12 protein-coding genes are annotated in these 16738 nt (G+C 60.4%); 8 read left to right on the forward strand and 4 right to left on the reverse strand.

Going from position 1 to position 16738, the window contains the following annotated elements:
- Positions 1 to 19 precede the first annotated feature (19 nt).
- The gene (locus tag AC1DXO_RS16950) at positions 20 to 436 is read right to left on the reverse strand and encodes an NADH:ubiquinone oxidoreductase subunit NDUFA12 (RefSeq protein ID WP_476979347.1); all 417 of its coding nucleotides are present in this window, start codon (positions 434 to 436) and stop codon (positions 20 to 22) included.
- A gap of 232 nt (positions 437 to 668) precedes the next feature.
- On the opposite strand from AC1DXO_RS16950, the gene AC1DXO_RS16955 reads away from it, so the two are divergent.
- Both AC1DXO_RS16955 and AC1DXO_RS16960 read left to right on the forward strand, forming a co-directional pair.
- Positions 669 to 3455 carry a TSCPD domain-containing protein gene (locus AC1DXO_RS16955; RefSeq protein WP_476979348.1) on the forward strand — a complete coding sequence of 929 codons (2787 nt, stop codon included), beginning with the start codon at positions 669 to 671 and terminating at the stop codon, positions 3453 to 3455.
- A gap of 80 nt (positions 3456 to 3535) precedes the next feature.
- Entirely contained in the window at positions 3536 to 4033 is a 498-nt protein-coding gene (locus AC1DXO_RS16960) for a pentapeptide repeat-containing protein (protein ID WP_476979349.1), read from the forward strand.
- A 134-nt stretch (positions 4034 to 4167) separates the two neighbouring features.
- Here the strand turns inward: AC1DXO_RS16960 and aspS are convergent, their stop codons facing one another.
- Complete coding sequence (gene aspS / locus AC1DXO_RS16965) at positions 4168 to 5973, reverse strand: aspartate--tRNA ligase (RefSeq protein WP_476979465.1); 1806 nt, start codon at positions 5971 to 5973, stop codon at positions 4168 to 4170.
- Positions 5974 to 6120: 147 nt separating this feature from the next.
- Here aspS and AC1DXO_RS16970 point away from each other — a divergent pair, with 147 nt between their 5' ends.
- From AC1DXO_RS16970 to AC1DXO_RS16980, 3 genes are all read left to right on the forward strand, one after another.
- Positions 6121 to 6789 carry a P-loop NTPase family protein gene (locus tag AC1DXO_RS16970; RefSeq protein WP_476979350.1) on the forward strand — a complete coding sequence of 223 codons (669 nt, stop codon included), beginning with the start codon at positions 6121 to 6123 and terminating at the stop codon, positions 6787 to 6789.
- Positions 6790 to 6892: 103 nt separating this feature from the next.
- Positions 6893 to 9172: an RNA degradosome polyphosphate kinase gene (locus AC1DXO_RS16975; protein ID WP_476979466.1), complete on the forward strand. Its 2280-nt coding sequence runs from the start codon at positions 6893 to 6895 to the stop codon at positions 9170 to 9172.
- 76 nt (positions 9173 to 9248) lie between these two features.
- Positions 9249 to 10730 (forward strand): Ppx/GppA phosphatase family protein, encoded by a 1482-nt coding sequence (locus tag AC1DXO_RS16980; RefSeq protein WP_476979351.1) that lies wholly within the window; start codon positions 9249 to 9251, stop codon positions 10728 to 10730.
- Positions 10731 to 10739: 9 nt separating this feature from the next.
- Here AC1DXO_RS16980 and AC1DXO_RS16985 read toward each other — a convergent pair whose 3' ends face one another.
- Positions 10740 to 11564, reverse strand: coding sequence for a flagellin (locus AC1DXO_RS16985; RefSeq protein ID WP_476979352.1), 825 nt, complete (start codon positions 11562 to 11564; stop codon positions 10740 to 10742).
- 182 nt (positions 11565 to 11746) lie between these two features.
- On the opposite strand from AC1DXO_RS16985, the gene AC1DXO_RS16990 reads away from it, so the two are divergent.
- Together AC1DXO_RS16990 and AC1DXO_RS16995 are read left to right on the forward strand one after the other, a co-directional pair.
- Complete coding sequence (locus AC1DXO_RS16990; RefSeq protein WP_476979353.1) at positions 11747 to 13837, forward strand: TonB-dependent receptor domain-containing protein; 2091 nt, start codon at positions 11747 to 11749, stop codon at positions 13835 to 13837.
- A 104-nt stretch (positions 13838 to 13941) separates the two neighbouring features.
- On the forward strand, positions 13942 to 14502 hold the full coding sequence (locus AC1DXO_RS16995) for a hypothetical protein (protein ID WP_476979354.1): 561 nt from the start codon (positions 13942 to 13944) through the stop codon (positions 14500 to 14502).
- Here AC1DXO_RS16995 and rnd read toward each other — a convergent pair.
- Entirely contained in the window at positions 14499 to 15647 is a 1149-nt protein-coding gene (gene rnd / locus AC1DXO_RS17000) for a ribonuclease D (protein WP_476979355.1), read from the reverse strand. The genes AC1DXO_RS16995 and rnd overlap by 4 nt on opposite strands.
- A gap of 59 nt (positions 15648 to 15706) precedes the next feature.
- Between rnd and purM the strand changes: the two genes are divergently transcribed.
- Positions 15707 to 16738 carry a phosphoribosylformylglycinamidine cyclo-ligase gene (gene purM, locus AC1DXO_RS17005; RefSeq protein WP_476979356.1) on the forward strand — a complete coding sequence of 344 codons (1032 nt, stop codon included), beginning with the start codon at positions 15707 to 15709 and terminating at the stop codon, positions 16736 to 16738.

The following is a 16738-nucleotide window of genomic DNA, read 5'->3' on the forward strand; positions in this document are numbered from 1 at the left end:
CCCTTACGGTTTGCTCGTCCTACGGTTTCCACGCTTCATAGTCGCCGGTCGTCTTCTGACGCTCGACGTCGGAGTTCATCGAACCTGCCGGGAACCTGGCATAGGGCGTGCCGCTGAGATTCGGCAGGTGCGACTTTTCCCACGCCTTGCGCGGCAGCGGTGTCACGGAAGGCGGTTCATCATAGGTGTAGTGCATCCAGCCATGCCAGTCGGGTGGGATTTTCGAGGCGTCGGCATAGCCCTTGTAGATCACCCAACGGCGCTTGCGGCCAGGGTCATAGCTATTCTTCGCCGTCCGGTCCTCATAGTACTTGTTGCCGAACTCGTCTGCCGCGATGAAACGGCCACGTTTGCCGATGGTAAACAAGGTACCCAGCGTCGCACCGTTCCACCAAAGGATCCCAGGGCTGAGCCAGTTAAAAAAGGCTTTGAACACGAACATCTTCCTCGAGGCAAAAGGCACGCCCCCGCTGAGGGATGGCCAGCGCCAACTATAGTGACCCTTTGCGGTGCGGTAAAGCCACGCCGGCAAAAATCTCAGGGCGACCCATAACCGCAGGCACATCAACATATTGTGGATGGTTGTCGTATTTTCTACCACATTTATTGATGTCTCGTGCCTTGCGCGATAAGCTGGCGCGAGAATTCGCCGACTTTGGACTCAAGCAATGGCCTTTTTGTCTCCTGCCCTGCGCCACCTGATCACGCCCAGCGATCTCGAATCGCGCGTTGTCGAACGGTGCGGCACCTTTATCGAGGTCATTTGCCCGCGCGACATGCCATCGGCTCAGGTGGAAGCCTGGCTCGACTGGGCTGATTCGCTCAATAGCGATTTGCCCTCCGGCACCTGGATGCGTCAGGGCGACGCCGATAGCGACGCCTTTGGTGGCGCGACTGCCGACTACGCCCACCGCTTATCGCAGTGGGGCCTGCGTCTTGGCCATCTCGCCAGCCCGGCGGAAGCCGCCGATTTTGCCGAAGCGCTGGAAGCCACCCTGTTGTCCGGTCTGGCCGCGCCACAAACATTCCAACCGCACGGCCACCGCATCCACCCCACGGCCGGTGACATCCTGCCCCAGGTAACGGACGAGCCCCTGCTCTATCTCGACGACCACGCCGGACGTCAAACCCTGGGCCGTCTGCTGGTCGACGCCCGCGCTGCACGCCTGCGCGATATGGCCCAGACCCGTTTGGCTTCGGCGCTCGAAGACATTGGCGACGCCATTGCACGCAGCGAGGGTCAGCACGCAGCCAGCTTGAAACATAACCCGGCCCTGGCGCGCGCAGCGGCCCGCGCTCGCACGCTCGGTGCCAGCGATGCGCTGATCGCGCGTCAGATCCAGTTGAGCCAGACCTCGACGCCGTCCAGTTGGACAGCCACGCCGGTTCCCGCGTCACCCGTCCGCCTGCGCGCCGTCATCGCCCAGCGCGAGGTTATCGGCGCCGGCGATCCATCCGCTGTGTTGCTGGCCGAGGCCATGCTCGAAGCGCCGGGCCTGAACATGGTGTTCGAGCCCTTTGATGCCGAGGCTGTCGAGGCGCAAAATCTGGCACCGCGTGCCGCCATCAACATTGCGCGTTTCTTTGCTGAAGATGGTACCCTGCATATCGAGGCGCTGATCGATACGGTCACCCTGTGGGCCAGCGCGCTCGATATCGAAGCCTCCGTCGGCTATTCATCCAGTCATGGCGACGCCCTGCGTCGCACCACGGAGCGCCCGATTGGTTTGACCCTGGCCGGATTGGCCGACGCCATGATGGGTCTGGGCCTGTCATTATCGGACAGCACGGCGGGTGACTATGCCGGCCACCTGTTTGCCTTGCTCGAGGCCGCGGCTGTTCACGCCTCGGCCATTCTGGCGCAGAAACTGTCGGCCCACGACGGCTTCAAGGCCGATAAGGCCCAGGCTGTCGACCGCCTCAGCGGCAAACTCTATGGCATCACGGCCCTGAAAGGGCCCACCTCCTTAAGGGAATATGGTGAACTGAAGGGGCGCAGCCTGGAACTGATCCAGTCGGCCCTGAAGCTGGCCAAGACGACGGGTCTGCGCAATATCCAGTCGACCGCACTGTTTGCCGACGACGACCTGGCCCTCCGCCTCGGCACAGGCCTGGGGGATCAGGCGATACGCGATGTCCGCGCCTGGATTGAAAGTGATGACGGCATCTTCGTCGCGACATTGAAAGCGCCGGTTATCAAGGGGTTACGTGCCCTTTCGGCGGATTGGGATGAGGTGCGAGGGCACCTGCTCGGTCATCGCAGTCTTTACGACGCCCCGCATATCAATGCCACCACTTTGAAATCCAAGGGTTTGAGCGATTTCGAAATCAACCGTCTGCAGGAAGCCCTGATAACGGCGGGCAGCCTGGCCGAGGTCTTTTCAACCCGCTACCTGGACGCCGACTATATCCGCGACATCTGGGGCGTCGACGAAAGCGATCTGTCAGCTCCCTCGCTTAACCTGCTGGATGTCATGGGCTTTACGCCCGCCGAACAGTCTGTTGCCGAGGCCCATATCTTCGGTCATCGCGATCTCGACTCGCTGAAAGCCTTGAACGAAACCGCCTGGCGCCTTCTCGCGCCGCCGGGCCTGAAGGCGCAACTGGCCCTGCGCCAGAAGGTCGAAGCTTTTGTCGACTCGCCCTCGACGGCGCCGCTGATCGTCGCCTGGGATCAGACGCCGACCGAGGTGATGAAACTGTTCGCCATGGTGGCCAATCTCGACCTGCGTTCGGTCACAGTCACGCGCGCTGACGCCCCGCCCGATTACGCGCTCGATATTCCCGTGGTCGATGAAATACCCAAACGCATCGTGGCAGAGCCCGCGCCGAAAGAAACCGCAACGCGTGTGGTCGAAAAGATCATCGAACGCGATCGGGCGCGTGAGAAACTGCCGGATCGCCGCAAGGGCTATATCCAGAAAGCCGGGGTCGGCGGTCACAAGGTCTATATCCATACCGGCGAATACGAAGACGGTTCCCTGGGTGAGATATTTATCGACATGCACAAGGAAGGCGCTGCCTTCCGCTCGTTGATGAACAATTTCGCCATCGCCATCTCGATCGGACTGCAATATGGCGTGCCGCTCGATGAGTTTGTCGACGCCTTTGTCTTTACCCGCTTCGAGCCGGCCGGTCCGGTGACCGGCAATGATCGCGTGCGGTCCGCGACATCGATTCTCGACTATATCTTCCGCGAACTGGCCATTTCCTATCTCGACCGCAACGACCTGAGCAATGCTGATCCGGAAGCGCTGAACGCCGATGGCCTGGGAACGGGCGACCGTCCGCGCGCGCCGGAAGATGCCCCGAACGATGCGGTTCCGGCGTCTCAGCTCATCTCCAAGGGCTTCACGCGCGGCACGGCGACGGACAATCTGGTTGTGGTGCCATTTGCCCGCAAACGCGAGGTCGTTAACGCATCCGTTGCACAAAATGATGTAGAGGATAGCTAAGGCCGCGCGGGAAAATTGCGCCGTCCGCCGTGGCCCGGGCCTTGCTGGGCAACGGTGACAATCAGCGAAGGTGTTCCCTTATGAAACGTATTACCCTGACTCTGCTGGCGATTGCCGCGTTGTCCGCCGGCTCCGTCTCGGCGCAGAACGCCTCCCAGGTCGGTGCGGCGCAAAACGGCGCCAGCTGCCCTAAATGCAATCTGTTCCAGGCGGACTTCAACAACCGTGAACTGAAGAACAAGAACTTCGCCGGAGCGCGTTTGCGCCAGTCGGACCTGGGTCTTGGTATCTTCAACGGCACGAATTTTTCGGGCGCCGATATGCGCGACATCAATGCCTCGGCGGCGCTGTTCGGCCGGGTGAGCTTCGCTGGCGCCAATCTGACCAATGCCAATTTCGTCGGCGCCTATCTGGAGCACGCCAATTTCCGCGGCGCGGTTTTGACGGGCGTGAACTTTTCGGGTGCGGAAATGTCGTCGGCTGTGGGCCTGACGCAGCGCCAGTTGGATGAAACCTGCGGCGACGAAGCGACGGAACTGCCGGCGGGTCTGCGGATACCGGTGTGCACGCTGCACTGATGGTTTTGGGGTCTGGGGCCTGCGGCCCCAGCTCTTCTCTACTTTCCAAGAAAAAAGGTCCCGCCCAAAAGGCGAGACCTTTTTTCTTGGAGAAGGAAAGGCCTTGGGGTCGAAGACCCCAAACCCCAAACCGGTCAGTTCACCTTGATCGGCAAACTCGTCCGGATATGCAATTCTTTCAACTGCTTATCCAGCGCATCCGACGGCGCGCTCATCATCACGTCCTGGCCTTGCTGGTTCAGCGGGAAGGCAATCACCTCCCGAATGGCTACCTGACCAGCCAGTAGCATCACAATCCGGTCGATCCCCGGCGCCAGGCCGCCGTGCGGCGGCGCGCCATACTTGAACGCATTCAGCATACCGCCGAACTGGCTCTCGACCACGTCCTGGCCATAGCCGGCAAGCTCGAACGCCTTCAGCATGATCTCCTGCTTGTGGTTCCGGATCGCTCCTGAACACAGCTCATAGCCGTTACACACGATATCATACTGATAGGCCAGGATCTCGCGCGGATCCTTGTTGAGCAAGGCATCCATCTCACCCTGCGGCATAGAGAACGGATTGTGCGAAAAGTCGATCTTCTTCTCTTCGTCGTTCCACTCGAACATCGGGAAATCGACAATCCAGCAGAAACGGAACTGATCTTCATCGACCAGGCCCAGATCGGTCCCGACCTTGGTCCGCGCCAAGCCGGCAAACTTGACGAACTCGTCGACCTTGCCGGCGGCAAAGAAGACCGCATCGCCATTGCCCAGGCCCAGTTGCGCCCGCAGCGCTTCCGTGCGCTCCTCACCAATATTCTTGGCGATCGGGCCGGCCGCTTCCAGACCTTCCGAGGCGCCTTCCGGCGTGCGCCAGAAGATATAGCCCAGACCCTTTTGACCTTCGCCCTGCGCCCACGAATTCATCTTGTCGCAAAAGGCGCGCGAGCCGCCGGTCTTGGCCGGAATAGCCCATACCGCCGTCCCCTCGGCCTCCAGGATGGAGGCAAAGACCTTGAAGCCCGAGCCGGCGAAATGGACCGACACGTCCTGCATCTCGATCGGGTTGCGCAGGTCCGGCTTGTCCGAACCGTATTTCTGGATCGACTCCTTGTATGGAATGCGCTGGAACGGATAGCTCGACACGCGCTTGCCTTCGCCGAACTCGGTGAACAGCCCGTGCATCACCGGCTCTATCGCCGCGAACACGTCTTCCTGCGTCACAAAGCTCATCTCGACGTCGAGCTGGTAGAATTCGAGCGAACGATCGGCGCGCAGATCCTCGTCGCGGAAACACGGCGCGATCTGGAAATAACGGTCGAAACCCGACACCATCAGCAACTGCTTGAACTGCTGCGGCGCCTGCGGCAGGGCATAGAACTTGCCCGGATGCATACGCGACGGCACGAGAAAGTCACGCGCGCCCTCCGGCGACGACGCCGTCAGGATCGGTGTTTGATATTCCAGAAAGCCCTGAGCAACCATTCGGTTGCGGATAGACTGGATCACCTGCGACCGCAGGACGATGTTCTTGTGGAGCGTTTCACGGCGCAGGTCGAGGAAGCGGTTCTTCAACCGGATTTCCTCAGGATAGTCCGGCTCGCCAAATACCGGCAACGGCAATTCCGCCGCCTCGCTCAGCACCTCGACCTCGCCGACCTGGACCTCGACCTCACCCGTCGCCAGGTTCGGATTGATCGTCTCCGCGTCACGGACCACAACCTTGCCGTCGACGCAGATCACGCTTTCGGCGCGCAGACGCTCAACCTTGGCAAAACCGGGCGACGCCGGGTCGAACACCAGTTGCGTCATGCCATAGTGGTCGCGCAGGTCGATGAACAGCAGGCCGCCAAAGTCGCGCTTGCGGTGGAGCCATCCGGACAGGCGAACCTGGCTTCCGGCGTCGGTCTGGCGCAGGGCGCCACAGGTATGGGAGCGGTAAATATGCATGGCAAACAAGCCCGTATCAGCGTCAAATTCAGGGCGCGAAGGGCACATGACACGCCTGTATTGTCAAGCGTTTTTGCCCAGACCATACACGAATCCATCCACCGGCAATTGGTGCCCGACATTGTATTTCACCGCCGCAGTTCCTAAACTCACACCATGTCGCGCCAAATTCCCCTCGACCTTGAAACTCCGGACCGCTTCAGCCACGACTCGCTGGTCGTGAACCCCGAACTGCAGGCCGTGCTCGACATCCTGACGCACCCGCAGGCCTGGATCAGTCCCCACGTGATTCTGTTCGGCGCCACTGGTACGGGCAAGACTCACCTCGCCCATATCTTCGCTGACGCGACCGGCGCACGCTTTCTGACGGCCACCGATGAACTCGACCTCGCCGATCTGAATGGCAGTTACGTCGTCGACGACGCCGATCAGGCTGATGAAGAAGCCCTCTTCCACCTCAGCAACCACGTCCAGAAAGCGGGACAATATCTTGTTCTGACAACGAAAACCCAGCCGATTACCTGGCAGACGGCAGTGCCCGACCTGACCTCGCGCCTGCGCGCCATGCGCCTGCTGTTGCTTCCCGAACCCGACGATGCCCTGCTCACCGGCGTCCTGCGTAAGCTGTTCGCCCAACGCGCCATAAGCCCCACCGACGATACGCTCGATTATCTCGCCCGCCGCATCGAGCGCTCTGTCCCGGCAGCACAAAAAATTGTCACAGAACTGGAATATTACGCCAACGGTCGCGCGTTCAATAAAGCGCTGATCCGCGATTTCCTGGAACAGACTGAAACCTTGTTTGACGATCCCGATGCGTCCTGACGCGCAATAGGGGTATGAAAATAAATCTTTAGTCGTAGGATCATGACTTAAAAAGAACCGAGAAACGAGAAGTGAGTCGCACCTGATGACCGATGACGGCCTGATGACCGATGACGGAGTGCCCGCCGTGCCTGTATCCGACAGCCCGATGATCACAGTCGCGGCTGCGCCGGTACTGGCGGCGGTACCCGTTCGCGAAGTCGCACCGGCCGTCGAATTCGATCACGATAAGCCCCTGGGCGGCGCCCTCTATATCAATCGCGAATTGTCCTGGCTGGCCTTCAACCAGCGTGTCATCGAAGAAGCCGAAAATCCTCGCCATCCCCTGCTGGAACGCCTGCGCTTCCTGTCGATCTCGGCCAATAACCTCGACGAATTCTATATGGTTCGCGTCGCCGGCCTGCAGGGTCAGGTGCGCGAAGCCGTTCGGGTTCTGTCCGAAGACGGCCATACGCCCGCCGAACAACTCGCTTCGGTCAACCTTTTGGCCAGCCAATTGATGGTCAAGCAGCAGGCCGTATGGTTGCAACTGCGCGCCGAACTTCAGGCCAACGGACTGATCCTGTGCGGCGGCAAGGAGTTGAACCGCGCCGACCGTACCTGGCTGGAAAAGCAATTTGAAAGCCAGCTTTTTCCCATCCTGACTCCTCTGGCCATCGACCCGGCCCATCCCTTCCCGTTCATTCCGAACCTCGGCTTCTCGATTGTCCTCAAGCTGCTGCGCCGCAAGGACAACAAGACCATGTACGCCCTGGTGCCGGTACCGACCGGGGTCAAGCGCTTCTGGCAGATCGATACGCCGCCGGCGCGCAAACCCGGCGACGCGCCTGCCGGCCCCGTAGCGCGCAAGTTTGCCAGCCTGGAGACCTTTGTCTCGGTTTGCCTGCCCCAGCTCTTCCCCGGCTTCGACCTGGTATCCCAGGGCCTGTTCCGCATCCTGCGCGATTCCGACATTGAACTCGAGGAAGAGGCCGAAGACCTGGTTCGCGAGTTCGAGGCCCTGATCAAGCAGCGCCGCCTGGGCAGCGTGGTCCGTGTCGAGGTCGACTCGACCATGCCCGACGACCTGCGCGCCTTCCTGATCGAGCAACTTCACGCCAAAAGCGAAGACGTCGTCCTGATCAACGGCATCCTCGGCATGGCCGAACTGTCGCAACTGATCCCGAGGGACCGAAACGAGCTGAAGTTCAAGCCGTTCGAACCGCGCTTTCCGGAACGCGTGCGCGACAATGGCGGCGACATGTTCACCGCCATCCGCGAAAAGGACATCCTGGTCCACCACCCGTTCGAATCCTTTGACGCCGTGGTCCAGTTCCTGCGTCAGGCAGCCCGTGATCCGAACGTCATAGCCATCAAACAGACCCTGTACCGGACATCGAAAGACTCCCCGATTGTCGCCGCCCTGATCGAAGCCGCCGAGCAGGGCAAGAACGTCACCGCCCTGGTAGAAATCAAGGCGCGGTTCGATGAAGAGGCCAATCTGCGCTGGGCGCGCGCCATGGAACGCGCCGGCGTCCACGTTGTCTACGGTTTCGTCGAATACAAGACCCACGCCAAGCTGTCGGTCGTCGTTCGCCGCGAAGGCGAAGCCCTGCGCACCTATTGCCACTTCGGAACCGGCAACTACCACCCGATTACGGCCAAGGTCTATACCGACCTCTCCCTGTTCACGACCAATCCGGAGCTTGGCCGCGACGCCATGCGCGTCTTCAACTTCATCACCGGCTATGCCCGTCCCGACGTGATGGAGAAACTCTACTTCTCACCTGTTACGTTAAAACCAGGCCTGATCCATTTGATAGATCAGGAAATTTCCAACGCGCGCGCCGGCAAGCCGGCGCAGATCTGGGCCAAGCTCAATGCCCTGGTCGACCCGGTCATCATCAAGAAGCTGTACATCGCCAGCCAGGCCGGCGTGCAGATCGACCTGGTCATCCGTGGTATCTGCTGCCTGCGCCCAGGCGTGCCCGGCGTCTCAGACAATATTCGGGTCAAGTCGATCGTCGGTCGCTTTCTCGAACACAGTCGCATCGTCTGTTTCGCTAACGGCAAGCCCATGCCATCGGATCAGGCACGCGTCTTCATCTCTTCAGCCGACTGGATGAATCGCAATCTTGACCGTCGCGTCGAGACCCTGATCCCGATTGAGAACCCGACGGTCCATCGTCAGGTACTTGACCAGATCATGGTGGCCAATCTGAACGACGAAGCCCAGACCTGGCAACTGAACCGTGACGGCGTCTATACCCGTCTCGACGTCAGCCAACTCGACGCGCCCTTCTCAGTCCATGATTATTTCATGACCTACCCGTCGCTGTCCGGCCGCGGTCGAGGCGTCAAGGACATGCCACAGGCTTTCGACCACATCGGCGCTCGTAAATAGGCGAACTTTCCTATTGCGCCCTCGCTTCGAAACCGCCATACGCGAGCCATGAGTACCGCGCGCGGGAGACCGTATCTTGGCGAATTACAACACGGCCGTCATCGATATCGGGTCCAACTCCGTCCGTCTTGTCACCTACCGCATCGAGGGCCGGTCAATCTGGCCGGTCTATAACGAAAAGGTGCTTGCCGGCCTTGGTCGCGACCTCGGCCGAACCGGTCGCCTCAATGCCGACGGCTGTCGTGAAACCCTGATTGCCCTGCGCCGGTTTCGCGCGATTATCGACTCCTATCAACTCAAGCATATTCACACCGTCGCCACTGCCGCGATTCGCGAAGCGGAGGATGGTGCGGCCTTTGCCGAGACCATCCACGACCAGACCGGGTTTTACGTTCGCGTTCTTACCGGAGGCGAAGAGGCCCATTTTTCCGCTCTGGGCGTGCTGTGTGGGCATGCTGACGCTACCGGTGTCGTCGGTGACCTTGGCGGCTCCAGCCTCGAACTGATCGACCTGAACGGCGAGGACGCCTTCAAGGGCATCACATTGCCACTCGGCCCCTTTGCGCTCGGCGCGCCGGCCCCGATCCTGCTCGAACATACGCGCAAGCGCATTGTTGATATCTTGATGCCCTACCGCGAGCGCTTTCACCTGAAGACCTTTCATGCTGTCGGCGGCGCCTGGCGCAACCTGGCCGTCATCTGGATGCAGAAAGCCAATTATCCGCTTCAAATCGTTCAGCAATTCGAACTACCCGCCCGCGAGGCGCTCAACATCGCCCGCCTGATCGCCAGCCAGTCCACAGGCTCGCTGGAAAAGATCCGCGGCGTCACAAAGCGGCGTATGGAAAACCTGTCCTATGCCGCCCTGGTCCTGCAATGCCTGATCGAGACCTTCGAATTCGACACCATCTGCTTCTCGGCCAATGGCCTGCGCGAGGGTCTGCTGTTCGACAGTCTCGACACTGAACTGAAGACGCGCGACCCGCTGCTCGAAGGCTGCGGCGCCCTGGGGGCACGTTTGGGCATCTCAACCGACATCGGCCCGGCTTTGTCACAGTGGGTGCGCGACTTTTACCAGACGACGGACAATGTCCTGATCGAACGGCCCGATCCACGCCTGATCCGGGCGGCGGCGAAACTGGCCGATATCGGCGCCACACTTCACCCGGATCACCGAGCCGACCTCGTATGTGATCAGGTCCTGCGTGCCCCTATCCCCGGCCAGAGCCACGCCGAGCGCGTTTTCCTGGCCTGCGCCCTGTTTACCCGCTATGCCGGCGAAGCCTATCTGAAGGAACCCATCCTCATCGACCGTATCCTGGGACAGGATGGACTGAACCAGGCGACGCAACTGGGCCTGGCCCTTCGGCTGGGCTGCGATCTGTCGGCCAAGTCGGCCATTCTGTTGAACAACGCCCATCTGTTTCAGCAGGAGCGCAATCTCGTTCTCGAAGCCAAGTCCGGCTGGGAAGACCTTTTGCTGGGCGAGCAGACGCGCAAACGCGCCAAGGCTCTGGCCAGCGCCCTACGCCTCAATCTCAAAATGGGCAGCTATTAGGTTTCAAGCCTACCTGAACAGCGTCAGCAAAAAAGTCTGTGACTGATTGGCGATCGACAGCGACTGTATGGCCAACTGCATCTTGAGCTGCAAACTCTGCAGTTTGACGCTTTCCTCCGCCATGTCGGCGTCGACCAGCTTACCGACGCCAGCCTCCATCGAATCCTGCAGCTTGCCGATAAACTCGCTGTGCCGATCCAGCGCCTTGGACGACGTCCCAAGCTTGGCCAGTGCAGCCGATACATTATTGATCGAACTGTCCAGCGTCGTCAGCAGGTTGGCCGCCGAGGTGGCGCTGGCAAACGCCGCCGACGCACCCAGCGTCACGATTGAGCCGCCCAATGACAGGTTCTGCGCCGCCACCGTCATGCGGCTGGTCCCCTGCGCATTGGCAAGCGCTGCAATATTCGCCCGCGATCCATTGAGTAGGTTGATACCGTTAAAATTGGCGTTGCTCAGTGTCTTGGTGATCTGATCACGGATCGACGTAAAATCGGAATTCAAGGCCTGACGCGCTGTGGTATCCAGCGATGTGTCGGACGCCTCAAGCGCCTTTTCCTTCAGTTCCGACAGCAGGTCGGCGATCGACTCGCCGGCCGACATGGCGATATCGACGGCTGACGACGACCGAGACAAGGAATCCTTGACGGCATCCAGCGACTTGACCTGAGACCGCTGGCTTTGCGCGATTGCCCACGCCGCCGGATCGTCAATGGCACTGCCGACCTTCAAACCGGTCGAGATGCGATTTTGCGTGACGCGTAGCTGCGACTGGATCTTGTTCAGGTTCTGCAGGGCGATCATCGCCCCGGCATTGGTGTTGACCGAATTCATATCCTGATCCTCCGCCCCATGGTTCTTGACATTCTGTCGAACGGGGCAGTGTCGCCGACGGCCAATATGCCGCAAAAAACCTAACACCCCTTAAAGATTTACCTTTAACGGACCAACCTTGACGCCCTGTACGAAGGATGTAACGGTGCCTCCGAAAGCGTTTACAGCATGGTGGTAACGACGTGCGCACGGGGCCGGGCACCAAGGCGATCATCTGTGCCTGTTTCGGTCTGGCCGCCACTGTAACTCGCGCCCAAACCCCGCCATCCGACAAGCCGGCCACGGCTGCCTCCGACGACACGACCTCGGTCGTCGTGACCGGCAAGCGCAAGGACGTCGTCGACAAGATCGACCGCCGCACCTATGACATTCGCAAGGATCCCCAGGCCAAAACCGGCGTCATCGTCGATATCCTCAAAAAACTGCCATCGGTCACAATCAGTCCCGACGGCCAGATCGCCTTACGCGGCGATCCCGGTGTGACGGTCATGGTCGACGGCAAGGTGCCCGCCAACGGTAATGCCGCTATTCGCACCCTGCCCTCCGCCGATGTCGACCGGGTCGAAATCATGACCAATCCGTCGGCCCAATACGATCCGCAGGGCACAGCCGGCATCATCAACATCTTCACCAACAAGCGGACCAGGCTTGGCCTGTCCGGCAATTTGAACGGCGAAATAACGACCTTCGGCAACCCGTCCGGCGCCGCCTCCCTGGCCTTCACCCGCGGCCGTTGGACCTTCGGCGGTGGCGCCAACACCTGGCGCGTCTCGACACCGTTTCATGGCGGCGCCATGCAACAGAGCCTGAATCCTGCGACCGGCACCTTTGATGTCCTGGCGTCCGACAGCCGTGGCCGCTTCAACGGCACGGGTCACGGCGCCGATATCCGGCTGGGTTACAAGCTGTCCGACAAGGCCACCCTGACGTTTCTGGCAAATAACGGCAGCAGCCGCGACCGAAACACCAGCCTGACCACCTACCAGACGTCCAACGGAGATTTCTCGGAATCGCCGGTTTTCACCAGCACCAATGATTACGACAGCATCGACGCCAACTACGTCTATGCCAGCGATGTGAACGCCGAGCACCTGACACTCGACGCCAACCGCAACAGCTACCGCTTCGGCACCGCAACCATCGCGACGGACATTTTCACCGGCGGCGCCATGTCCGTTTACGGCTTCACGCGCACCAATAGCGGCAGCAGCATTGCTGCAAGCGTCGATTACGAACGCACCTTCGATCAGCGCATCCTGACCACAGGCGCGTCCTGGACGCGTGCGACGGCCGATCAGATGCGAACCTACGACAATATCCGCGGCTTGCACGGCCCTCAGTCTTTTGACAGCACGCACGATTTTACAGGAACACGCGCATTGGCCGCGGCTTACGCAACCCTCCAGGTGCCCTTAGGAAAGTGGACCTTGCTGCCGGGCCTGCGTCTTGAAGCCGAAGACCTCGACCTGACGGGAAGTCAGAGGGTGGAAAATACCGATCTTTACCCTACCCTTCATCTCAGCCGCAACCTCGGCGCCAAAACCAAGGCAAAGCTGAGCTACAGCAAACGGGTGCAAAGACCGTCGCCGGACATGTACGATCCGACAATCCAGTACAACTCGCCTCTAACAGCCAGCATCGGCAATCCGTACCTGCGACCAGTAACGACCGATGCTTTCGAGATGAGCTATGACTATGCCAGCGGCGAATTCAGTGCCGACACGACGGTCTATTACCGGGTCAATCGCGACCAATGGGAGCCGTTCATACGCGATATCGGCGACAGCGTCCTGCTCACGACCGTGGTCAATACCGGCCACAGCGCTTCGGGTGGAGCGGAATTCAGTGTTCGCGGGCCTATTGGCGGCCACTGGAAATACGCCTTCGACGGCAATCTGTTCTATAACCAAATGCGGTATTTAGAAGGCGTGGCGCCGGGTCGGCGCTCGAACTTCGTCCTGACGGGCAACAGTTCCCTGGAATATAACGCCACCAAACGCGGCGATCTGGACGGCGATCAATATCAGGTCACCCTGGACTGGCGCAGCAAGACCTTGCAGTTGCAAGGCTATAGCCCAGGCAACTACCGGGTTGCCGCCACCTGGCGACATGCGCTGAACGACCGCCTGTCGGTGGTGGCCAGTGCGGACGATATCTTCAATAGCGCAGTCTGGATCCAGGTCGTCGACACGCCGACGCTGAAGACGCGTTCCATACCCTACCCACGTAACCAGTCCCTCAAGATCGCCTTGGCTTACAAAATTGGCAGCTAATAGGATGCCCATTGCAACCACTCATCACCTGATTGCGCGCCCGCTAACAGCCGTGTAGGAATGTGAACAGACGGCCGTGGTTTGCCGATGCAGGGGGATTGTTTATGAATAGGACCGTGGGCGCGTTCCTGATTTCGGCGTTTATGCTCGCCGTTTGCGCAACCACATCGGCCATCTGCGCAACCAAGCCAGCCGTGGCGTTCCCACCTAACCCATTGCCGGCAGCCGACCGTATGGCCATGCGTCTCGACGCGGTGCAGGTCGAGTGGGCCAGCGGCCCGTCAAACAGCAATCTCTCCGGCGTACCGGACGATGAAAAAGACGATTTGAGGCAGGCCATCGAGACCTGCGTACAAAACGCCTTTTCGAAATCACCCAACGGATCGGACGCCGTTACGTTCAGGGTCGTCGTCAAGCTTTATAGCGGCATTGCTAATGGCCGCATCATGTACAACGGGGTCGCAACATCATTCTTCGCCGACGTGCACGTCGTCCGAAGTTCGGATCAGACAGAGTTGGCCATCTACAAAGACGTATATGGCGAGTTCGTCGACACAAGCAGTTTTATGGGCGTTGCAGCCGCCAGGCGCCAGCAACACCGACTCCATAGTGCCCTTGCGGTTCAGTTCGCCAAGACATTGCACACTCTGTTTGAACGCGACTAGTCCAGTTCCACGACCTCGACCTTGGTGCCGTTCAGCACCAGCGCCAATTCGCCACGTTTCAGCCGCAGCGCGTCTTCGCCGAACACCTTGCGCCGCCAGCCATGCAGCGCCGCCACATCGGCATTGTCGTCCAGCGCGATCTTTTCCAGATCGGCCACGGTCGCCAGCAGCTTCGGTGCTACGCCCTCTTCTTCACAGCGGATACGCAGCAACACCTTCAGCAGTTCGACAACCGACTGCGGCACCTGGACCGGGGCAGCCATCTTCTCGACCTTGGGCGCGAAGGCCTCCGGGTTCTTCAGCACATTACGGATGATCTCGCTCAGATCCTGGCCGAATTTCGAGGCGCCGAACCCCTTCGATGTCGAACGCAGCTGATCGAAGGCCGCCGGATCGGTCGGCAATTGCGTGGCGATCTCGTCAATGCCTTCGTCCTTCAGTATACGTCCGCGCGGCATGTCGCGTTCCTGCGCCATCCGTTCGCGCCACGCCGCGGTCTGGGCAAACACCGCCATATATTTGGCCGAGGTCTTGCGCGGTCGCAGCCGCTTCCACGCGTCTTCCGGATTGGTCGAGTACAGGGCCGGATCCGTCAGGTTTTCCATCTCGGCCGACACCCATTCCAGGCGCCCTTCGCGCGCCAGGCGGTCGCGCAGCTTCGGATATAACTTGGCGAGATGGGTCACATCGCCCAGCGCATAGCTCAGCTGTTGCTCCGACAACGGACGACGCGCCCAGTCGGTAAAGCGCGACCCCTTGTCGATATCGATCTTCAGTTTCTGGCGGACCAGCGAATCATAGGCCACCTGATCGCCGAAACCGGCCGCCATGGCGGCGACCTGGGTGTCGAATACGGGCTTGGGCAGCACACCCAGATTGTAGAAGATTTCGACGTCCTGACGGCAGGCATGAAAGACCTTCAGGATCTTCTCATTGCCCATGACATCGAGAAAAGGCTGCAAATCCAGTCCCTTGGCCATCGGATCGATTATCGCGGCAACGTCGGCGCTGGCCGCCTGGATCAGGCACAGCTTCGGCCAGTACGTCGTCTCGCGCATGAATTCCGTGTCGACGGTGACGAAGGGCGCGTCTTTTATGGCTTCACAAAAGGCGATGAGGTCTTTGGTATTTGTAATTGGAGTCATTTATTGTCTATAGCAAACCGCGACGGGCCTCAAAACCCAAAACGCAGGATTTTTCATCTATGTCGGAATTGAAGAACGGCCTCACCTATGCGGCCTCCGGCGTCGACATCGACGCGGGCGAGGCCCTGGTCGACGCGATCAAGCCCCTGGCCAAGTCCACACGCCGTCCCGGAGCCGAAGCCAGCCTCGGCGGCTTCGGCGCTCTGTTCGATCTGAAGGCCGCCGGCTATGACGATCCGCTGATCGTCACCACAACCGACGGCGTCGGCACCAAGCTGAAGATTGCCATCGAAACCCACCGCCACGACACGGTCGGCATCGACCTGGTGGCCATGTGCGTCAATGACCTGCTGGCCCAGGGCGCCGAGCCCCTGATGTTTCTCGACTACTACGCTACCTCGAAGCTGGAAGTCGACGTCGCCCGCCGGGTCGTTGCCGGCATTGCCGAAGGCTGCAAGCGCGCCGGCTGCGCCCTGGTCGGTGGCGAAACCGCTGAAATGCCCGGCATGTACGGTGATTCCGACTACGACCTGGCCGGCTTCAGCGTCGGCGCCGTCAACCGCGATCAGGTCCTGCCCAAACTGGACGACCAGCGCGAAGGCGATGTCATTATCGGCCTGGCGTCGTCGGGTCCGCATTCCAACGGCTATTCGCTGATCCGCAAGGTCGTCGAGGTCGCCGGCCTTACCTGGTCGTCGCCCGCGCCCTTTGCCAAGGATCTGTCCCTGGCCCAGGCCCTGCTGGAGCCCACGCGGATCTATATCAAGACTGTCCTGCCGCTGATGAAGGCCGGCCTGATCAAGGGTGGCGCCCATATCACCGGCGGCGGCCTGATCGAAAACCCGGACCGCGCCGTGGCCGACGGCCTGACCGCCCAGTTCGACTTCGACGGCTGGGACTTCCCACCGGTGTTCAAGTGGTTGATGGAAACAGGCGGCATCGACAAGCACGAAATGCTGCGGACATTCAACTGCGGCGTCGGTTTCGTCCTCTATGTCAGCCCAAAAAATGCCGACGCCGTATTAGCGGCCCTGCTCAATGCCGGCGAAGACGCCTTTATCTGTGGCCAATTGGCGCAAAAAGCCGCCTGA

The sequence above is a fragment of the Asticcacaulis sp. P2_C5 genome, assembly GCF_056404555.1.

Bases quoted from the DNA above. Each gene is read 5' to 3' on its own strand.
- AC1DXO_RS16995 (WP_476979354.1), top strand. From the start codon at position 13,942: ATGAATAGGACCGTGGGCGCGTTCCTGATTTCGGCGTTTATGCTCGCC.
- AC1DXO_RS16975 (WP_476979466.1), top strand. From the start codon at position 6,893: ATGACCGATGACGGAGTGCCCGCCGTGCCTGTATCCGACAGCCCGATG.
- AC1DXO_RS16970 (WP_476979350.1), top strand. From the start codon at position 6,121: ATGTCGCGCCAAATTCCCCTCGACCTTGAAACTCCGGACCGCTTCAGC.
- AC1DXO_RS16955 (WP_476979348.1), top strand. From the start codon at position 669: ATGGCCTTTTTGTCTCCTGCCCTGCGCCACCTGATCACGCCCAGCGAT.
- rnd (WP_476979355.1), bottom strand. From the start codon at position 15,647: ATGACTCCAATTACAAATACCAAAGACCTCATCGCCTTTTGTGAAGCC.
- purM (WP_476979356.1), top strand. From the start codon at position 15,707: ATGTCGGAATTGAAGAACGGCCTCACCTATGCGGCCTCCGGCGTCGAC.
- AC1DXO_RS16960 (WP_476979349.1), top strand. From the start codon at position 3,536: ATGAAACGTATTACCCTGACTCTGCTGGCGATTGCCGCGTTGTCCGCC.
- AC1DXO_RS16985 (WP_476979352.1), bottom strand. From the start codon at position 11,564: ATGAATTCGGTCAACACCAATGCCGGGGCGATGATCGCCCTGCAGAAC.